Here is a 7,435-nt window from a genome sequence, read left to right on the forward strand (position 1 = left end):
AACTATAATTTGAGTTGTACTTGTCCAATCTCTTCTACAATTTAATATATATAAGATCTTACAAATTATAACCATAGTTTAAGACTATTATTAAAAGTCAGTATAGCATACCGGCTTTTGAGCGTAGTAGAATGTCCTGTCCAGTTCGTCTAAATATTCTTCTTTATCTAACTTTATAAGTCCCAAATTATACAATCCCATGATTGATACGCTCGCCAAGAATAATGATGAGAAGTCTGAGGTACGGATTTTTGCTGTAACGTCATATTTTTCAGCATTGGTATGTGCTTTGCCATCTTTGAAATTTACTATAATTTCGTTTACATTTTTACTTAACTCATCCGAAATCAGAAAACGCACATTTAAATTTGAATTTCCGTAATTTCTATGGGAACATTGCTCAAATGCTTTCTTTATGTCAAATAATTTATACATTACGCCAACTGCCTGTGTATTACTTTCAATATATCCATAAGGAATATAGTTCAAAGAATCATTCAGAGGATTGTCAAATAAATAATAAAAATATTCATCCTCTGTATTAAAAATAATCAAATCGATTTCATCGTCTTGCTTCCTCAGAAAACCGAGAAATTTTCTGAGTACGTCGGTATTTTCATAAATCAATTCTTTTACATATATATTAGTTACGGTATAATTACCAGCTTTGGCATTTTGAAATTTATATATAATATATCCATTAATATTTCCGTTTTCATCATAACTTCCCACGATTCTATTATATGGGTCACTTGTTAAATTTCTTATTTCATCGCCGATTTTCATCATCATTCCGTGAGTTTTAGCAACTACTCTTTCATGGCATTTAAGAAGCATGTCAAACTCATTCTTTGCTACATATCTTAAATCGCTTTTCCCAGAATACAATGGCATCCTATTTGGCGGTAACCTGTATTGGTTCATCTTTGAACCTATTCCATATCCCATTTTTTTATAAAAATCCGGGCGAAAAGGTAATAGTGCTCCGATAGGGATTCCCTTATCTCTATAGGTTTTTTCATAGAATTCGACCATTGCCTTAGCTGCTTTTTCTTTTTTATGCATCAGGTGAACACCTAAAAATCCGAGACCGGAAGCAGGAACTATTTTCCCGAAACAATTCATTTTAAAATCAAATAAACGCATTACCGCAATTAACTTTTCATCTTCGAACATTCCGTAAAAAGTTACTGCTGAGTCATTGTTCATGATGTATGCTACTGTTTCTTTGTATTTATTCATAGCTTCTTCCGTAAAGTCTTTAAAACTGGGATATGCGTTAAAAGCAATATCCGTATATGCATCAATATGTGTTTCATTTAATTTACGAATTTCTCTCATTGTTATTTCCTCCGTGTTCATTTAAAAATATAAAATGCCTTATTTATTTGGGTTCTGATAGATTCCTTTACAGCGAATGAGTTCAATTAGATTATACCAAAAATATCGGTTCTATGTTGCTTTATTTTTAAATAACATTGAGTTTTTGAGATTTGTATATATGAAGTTTTAGCTAATAATTTAATTAAGGAGATACGATATGGGTTCGACTTAATATATAAGAATATAAAAAGTATTAATTGATATGTTGGGGTTACAAAGAGACTATTTACTTTAAACTATTTAGTTCGTTATAAAATAATTTCTATTCTTGGAAGATTTTATATTTTTCAAGAATAGAATAGTTAATTTTGTCATGTTAAATAATTAAAAAATAATAAAAAAAATATTAAATTTAAAAAATATAAATGCTACAATATATTTATTACAATATATTAAAAAGATCATTTATTATTTATATAAACGGGAGGTAGTTAAGAAAAATGAATAAACATATGCTGAAAGATATGATAGATGTGGCAAGGGGAGACAAAAAAGCTTCTTTGGTCTTAAAAAACTGTAATGTTATTAATGTTTTTACTAATGAAATAATTCAAGGAGATATAGCTATATGGAACGATAAAATTGTAGGAATAGGAAAATATTTCGGAGAAGTGGAAATGGATTTGACGGGAACTTATATTGCTCCCGGATTTATAGACGGGCATGTCCATATTGAATCATCAATGGTAAGTCCCAGTCAATTTGCGAAGGCAGTCGTTCCCTGCGGAACGACTACAGTAATAGCAGATCCTCATGAGATTGGAAATGTAAAGGGACTAGACGGAATTAAATACATATTAAAGGATAGTGAAAATATTCCTTTAGATGTACAGATAATGCTTCCGAGTTGTGTTCCGGCAACTTCCTTTGAAAATTCAGGAGCCGTACTGAAAGCAGATGATTTGAAAAAGTTGATAAATGAAGACCGGGTGCTGGGATTAGGAGAATTGATGAATTATCCGGGAGTTATAAATGGAGACGATGATGTGTTGGATAAAATTCTCATGGCCGGAGACAAATTAATAGATGGTCATGGCCCGGTAATAGAAGGGAAAAAATTGAATGCCTATGCGGTTTCCGGAGTAAGGACAGATCATGAATGTACCACCATAAAAGAGATGGAAGATAGGCTGCGGGTAGGGATGTACATTCTTATAAGAGAAGGTTCTGCAACGAAAAATTTAAGGACTCTTATTGGAGAAGTTAATAAAAATAATATAAACAGATGTCTTTTCTGTACAGATGACAAGCACCCTGAAGATATTTTGGAAAACGGTCATATAGACAATAATATAAGGCTTGCAGTAAAAGAAGGTATAGAACCAATAGATGCAATAAAAATGGCTACCATTAATGCAGCCCAATGTTACAAACTTAAAGGGAAGGGGGCTATTGCTCCAGGCTATATAGCAGATCTCGTAGTAATTGATGATCTTAAGAGCTTAAATATATTAAAAGTGTTTAAGAAAGGTAAGCTAGTGGCAGAAAAGGGAGAACCTTTATTTGACGTTCAGCCGTCAGATATTCATAAAGTTGAAAATACGGTAAATATAAAGGATTTTACAATGGACAAATTGGAAATAAACCTTAAGTCAGATAAGGCAAATATTATAGAACTTCTTCCCCATAATGTAGTTACCAAAAAAGTAAAAGAAAAAGTAAATGTTGTAAACGGCAAATTTGTTTCAGATGGGAAGGATATCCTTAAGGTAGCTGTAATAGAAAGGCATAAAGGTACAGGGAATGTAGGATTGGGATTGGTGAAGAATTTTCAATTAAGAAATGGAGCAATTGCTTCTACCATAGCGCACGATTCTCACAATTTGATAGTTATAGGTGATAATGATGAAGACATGGCACAAGCAGTAGAAGAAATAAGGAGAATAGGGGGAGGATTGACTTTAGTATCGGAAAAGAAAATTCTTAAAAACCTTCCCCTGGAAATAGGAGGAATAATGTCAAAAAAGCCTTTAAAAGAGGTGAGTAAGGAACTTAAGGAAATGATTGAAATAGCTTATGAGAAACTTCACGTTAATAGGGATTTGGAACCCTTTATGACGTTGGCTTTTATAGCTCTTCCTGTTATTCCGGAAATTAAGGTTACGGATTTAGGGCTATTTGACGTAACTAATTTTAAATTCATAGATATTTCTTTGTAATATTAAAGAATGTATATGGACTATTTTACGCTTCAATTTTTTCCATGGTATTACATATAATATGATATAATTAAGTATGTAAATATCTGTTGGGGGCGAAGACTATGATATATTTTGATAATGCAGCAACGTCTTATCCAAAGCCTACAATTGTTTACAATAAAATGATGCAGGCAATGAGAGAATACGGAGCGAATCCGGGACGTTCAGGACATAAATTATCACTTCAAGCGGGAAGAGGTGTATATGAAACCAGAGAAATAATTTCTAAGCTGTTTAATATAAAAAATTCAATGAATGTAATATTTACTTCTAATTGTACGGAAAGCTTGAATATAGGAATAAAGGGTTTATTAGGGCGCGGAGATCATGCGATCACTACATCCATGGAACATAATTCAGTTTTAAGGCCCTTAAGAGCACTTCAAGATTTTGGGGTAGAAACTACTGTAATATATGGAGATAAAATGGGGCGGATTAACCCTGAAGATATTGAAAGGCGTATTAAAAAAAATACAAAACTTATAGTAACGACTCATATTTCTAATCTTACAGGAACTATCCTGCCTATAAAGAGTATTGGAGAAATCGCTAAAAAACACCACATTATTTATTTGGTAGATGCTGCACAGTCGGCAGGAGTATACAATATTGATGTAGAAAATATGAACATAGATTTACTTGCCTTCCCGGGACATAAGGGACTTTTGGGACCACAAGGGACAGGAGGGCTTTATATCAGAGATGGGATAAATCTTAAGGAACTAAAGGAAGGAGGAACGGGAAGTTTTTCAAATTCATTAATACAGCCGGATGTACTTCCAGATAAGTATGAAAGCGGAACTCTTAATGCTCCTGGGATAATTGGATTAGGTGAAGGTATAAAATATATTATGAATTATGGGATAGATAGGATTAGAAAGCATGAGGAAGAGCTAACGGAACATTTTATAGATGGGGTAACTAAGATTCCAGGTGTAAAGGTTTATGGTCCGGCAAATGTAAAAGAGCAGGGAGCGGTAGTTTCTTTGAATATCAGAGACGAGGATTCTTCAGAGGTAAGCTGTATCTTAGACGAGGAGTATGATATAGGGACGAGAGCGGGATTACACTGTGCACCTCTTGCTCATAAAACGATAGGAACTTTTAAGCAAGGAGTAATCAGATTTAGTTTTGGTATTTTTAATACTCATGAAGAAATTGAAATTGGAATAGATGCAATTAGGAACATATCAAGACAAATTTAGGAGAGGAGAACTATATGGAATTAATTAAAGATATTGTATCTTATTATAATATTGAAATAATATGCGGACTTATAATAAGTCTACTCGTCGTCATTATATTGTATATAATAGCGGAGTTTAGAATATCAAGAATTACAGATAAATATAACAATTTAGTGAAGAATGTAGATGGAGTAAATTTAGAAGAAATGATGAATGAATGTTTAAATGAAGTAAATGAAATAAAAATAGATAATGCAAGGTTAGAAAATAAATATGATGATTTGAATAAAAGGTTCAAATTTGCAATTCAGAAAATAGGGTTTATAAGATATAATGCCTTTCCTGATATGGGAAGTGAATTGAGTTTTTCAATAGCTCTTCTTGATAGTAATTTAAATGGAGTAATTATTACCAATATATATAGCAGGGATTACTCGAATTCATATGCAAAATCAGTAGAAGGAGGAAAATCAAAATATCCTCTTTCTGTTGAGGAAATGCAAGCCATAGACAGAGCTATAAGAGGAGAACAAAACATTAATGGATAGGTAGGATGATAATGGATAGCATACTTTTTATTATAAATCCCATAGCAGGGAATGGAAGAGCAAAAAGCTTGATTTCAATAATTAAGAGTACAATGGAAGAAAACAAAAAAAAATATGATATCAGCATAACACATGCTCCAAAAGAAGCAATAAAAATTGCTAAGGAAGGTATTTCTAAGGGGCATAAAATTATAGTTGCTGTAGGAGGAGACGGAACCATTAATGAAGTCGCTACGGGAATAATGAGAGGCGGAAAGGGAATTTTAGGAATTATTCCTGGGGGGACCGGAAATGATCTTGCGAGGACATTAAAAATTCCTGAAAACCCAAGAGAAGCCTTAAGGTTAATCCTAATAGGGAACTCAAAGAAAATTGATACATGCTTTGTAAATAATAATCTTTTTTTAAATATTGCAAGTATAGGCTTAGATTCCGAAGTAATTAAAAATATTTGGAAAATTAGGTCAAGAATAAATGGCAGGATATCTTATGTAATAGGCTTTATAAGAACTTTATTAAGTTATAAATATAAAATATTAGAAATTGAAATAGATAACATGCACTTAAATGAGGAAGTTATTCTTGCGGCAATTGGAAATGGAAAATATTATGGCGGAGGAATGAAAATTTGTCCTTCTGCTATAATAGAGGATGGTTATTTTAATGTTTGTGTTATAAGAAGAATAAATATTGTTAAGTTATTTTTGGTTTTTCCTTCAATTTTTTGGGGAGAGCATATAAAGTTTGGAAAATATGTTAATATTTATAAAGGAAAGGAAATAAAAATTAAGGGGTTAGAAAGATTATGGCTAAATATAGATGGAGAATTAAAGGAAATAGGTGAAGAGGCATCTTTTACCATCAACAATAAGGGATTAAATGTTGTTTGTGAATAAAAAATTTTTTAAAGAGAATAATATTGTAAAAACCTTTGGGAGGAATAGAAAATGGGGAAAAAGGTGGCAGTTCAAGACAGTTTAAATGAAATTAAGGACGAACTAAAACGCCGGGGATACAATATTATTTCTATGGAAGACGGAGTAGAGTCGGATGCTATAGTATATATGAATGAAGGAAATGAGACACCTTATATTGGAGATTATGATTATAATGATGAGCTCGATAGTTATAATAAAGGAGCAATACTTATAAATGCAAATAATAAATCTATAGACGAAATAGATAAGATAATTAAGAATAGAATTTACACTCCATTATTTTAAAATCGTTCTATTATTCAAACAAAATGACTAATTTTTAAAAAATTGGTCATTTTGTTTGATTTGAATAGCTCTGTTTACAGAATTGTCTTCTATAAAATGCTTATAGACTGCGAGGTGGATACTTCTGGTGATAATATCCGCCATAGTCATTACTAAGCTTAATCTGGTATTTTGGAGTACTACGTATTCCATAATTCCACCGATATTTACAACTCCGGTAATACTGATATCCCCTATGTTTGGAAGCTTTTTATTGACTCCCAGACCAGGCTTGAGGGACCCCTTTTTAATATTTATCATTCCTATTTTATCAAATCTTCCAAGAGATGCATCGATTGCTATTAAGAAAGGATTTTCAAAGTTATTTTTAATAAATTCAATTTTAGATTCGAGATTTTTTGCATGGATAGGCTCGTTTAAAGTTCCTAAAATATGAATATTCTTATACTTTGATAATATAGGCGTCAGCTTATGGCCTACCAAAGGTCCTAAAGAATCTCCTGTAGCTCTGTCTGTACCAATACAGACAAATAACAGTTCCTTGTAGTTATGACTATATTTTTCGGATAAATATTTTAATATGATATTACTAAAATCTCGTATTGCATAAGGAGAGTTTGAATTTATTTCCTGAGAATCTAATATGAAATTCATTTTTAACCTCCAGATCAGATATTTATTATATTTGTATTAAATTATTTCTAATAATAGAAGTATTACCATAAATACTTTTAGAAATACTGAGTAATTATCAATAATAAAAATTTTTGAAAATATAACTAAACAAATTATTTTAAAATTGAATTTTATAATGTAAATATTTGGTATGGTGAAAAAAGATTCTATCTAAGCATTGATATATTAAGATAAAATGAGATTTTTTTATAGGTTTC

7 protein-coding genes are annotated in these 7,435 nt (G+C 31.4%); 5 read left to right on the plus strand and 2 right to left on the minus strand.

The window, feature by feature from the left end; translation table 11 throughout:
- Positions 1-90: 90 nt before the first annotated feature.
- Positions 91-1,341, minus strand: coding sequence for a GNAT family N-acetyltransferase (locus PP176A_RS15170; protein WP_071141320.1), 1,251 nt, complete (start codon positions 1,339-1,341; stop codon positions 91-93).
- A 482-nt stretch (positions 1,342-1,823) separates the two neighbouring features.
- On the opposite strand from PP176A_RS15170, the gene ade reads away from it, so the two are divergent.
- The 5 genes from ade (at position 1,824) to PP176A_RS15195 (ending at position 6,542) form a co-directional block, all read left to right on the plus strand.
- Complete coding sequence (ade, locus tag PP176A_RS15175) at positions 1,824-3,542, plus strand: adenine deaminase (RefSeq protein WP_071141321.1); 1,719 nt, start codon at positions 1,824-1,826, stop codon at positions 3,540-3,542.
- 104 nt (positions 3,543-3,646) lie between these two features.
- Positions 3,647-4,789 carry an aminotransferase class V-fold PLP-dependent enzyme gene (locus tag PP176A_RS15180; protein ID WP_071141322.1) on the plus strand — a complete coding sequence of 381 codons (1,143 nt, stop codon included), beginning with the start codon at positions 3,647-3,649 and terminating at the stop codon, positions 4,787-4,789.
- A gap of 14 nt (positions 4,790-4,803) precedes the next feature.
- The gene (locus PP176A_RS15185) at positions 4,804-5,319 is read left to right on the plus strand and encodes a DUF4446 family protein (protein WP_071141323.1); all 516 of its coding nucleotides are present in this window, start codon (positions 4,804-4,806) and stop codon (positions 5,317-5,319) included.
- 11 nt (positions 5,320-5,330) lie between these two features.
- Positions 5,331-6,215 carry a diacylglycerol/lipid kinase family protein gene (locus tag PP176A_RS15190; RefSeq protein ID WP_071141324.1) on the plus strand — a complete coding sequence of 295 codons (885 nt, stop codon included), beginning with the start codon at positions 5,331-5,333 and terminating at the stop codon, positions 6,213-6,215.
- Between the two features lie 51 nt (positions 6,216-6,266).
- Positions 6,267-6,542: a YkuS family protein gene (locus tag PP176A_RS15195; protein ID WP_071141325.1), complete on the plus strand. Its 276-nt coding sequence runs from the start codon at positions 6,267-6,269 to the stop codon at positions 6,540-6,542.
- A 27-nt stretch (positions 6,543-6,569) separates the two neighbouring features.
- Here PP176A_RS15195 and yyaC read toward each other — a convergent pair whose 3' ends face one another.
- Positions 6,570-7,196 carry a spore protease YyaC gene (gene yyaC, locus PP176A_RS15200; RefSeq protein WP_071141326.1) on the minus strand — a complete coding sequence of 209 codons (627 nt, stop codon included), beginning with the start codon at positions 7,194-7,196 and terminating at the stop codon, positions 6,570-6,572.
- Positions 7,197-7,435 lie beyond the last annotated feature (239 nt).

The sequence above is a fragment of the Sporanaerobacter sp. PP17-6a genome (assembly GCF_900095615.1).
Lineage (GTDB): Bacteria > Bacillota > Clostridia > Tissierellales > Acidilutibacteraceae > Acidilutibacter > Acidilutibacter cellobiosedens.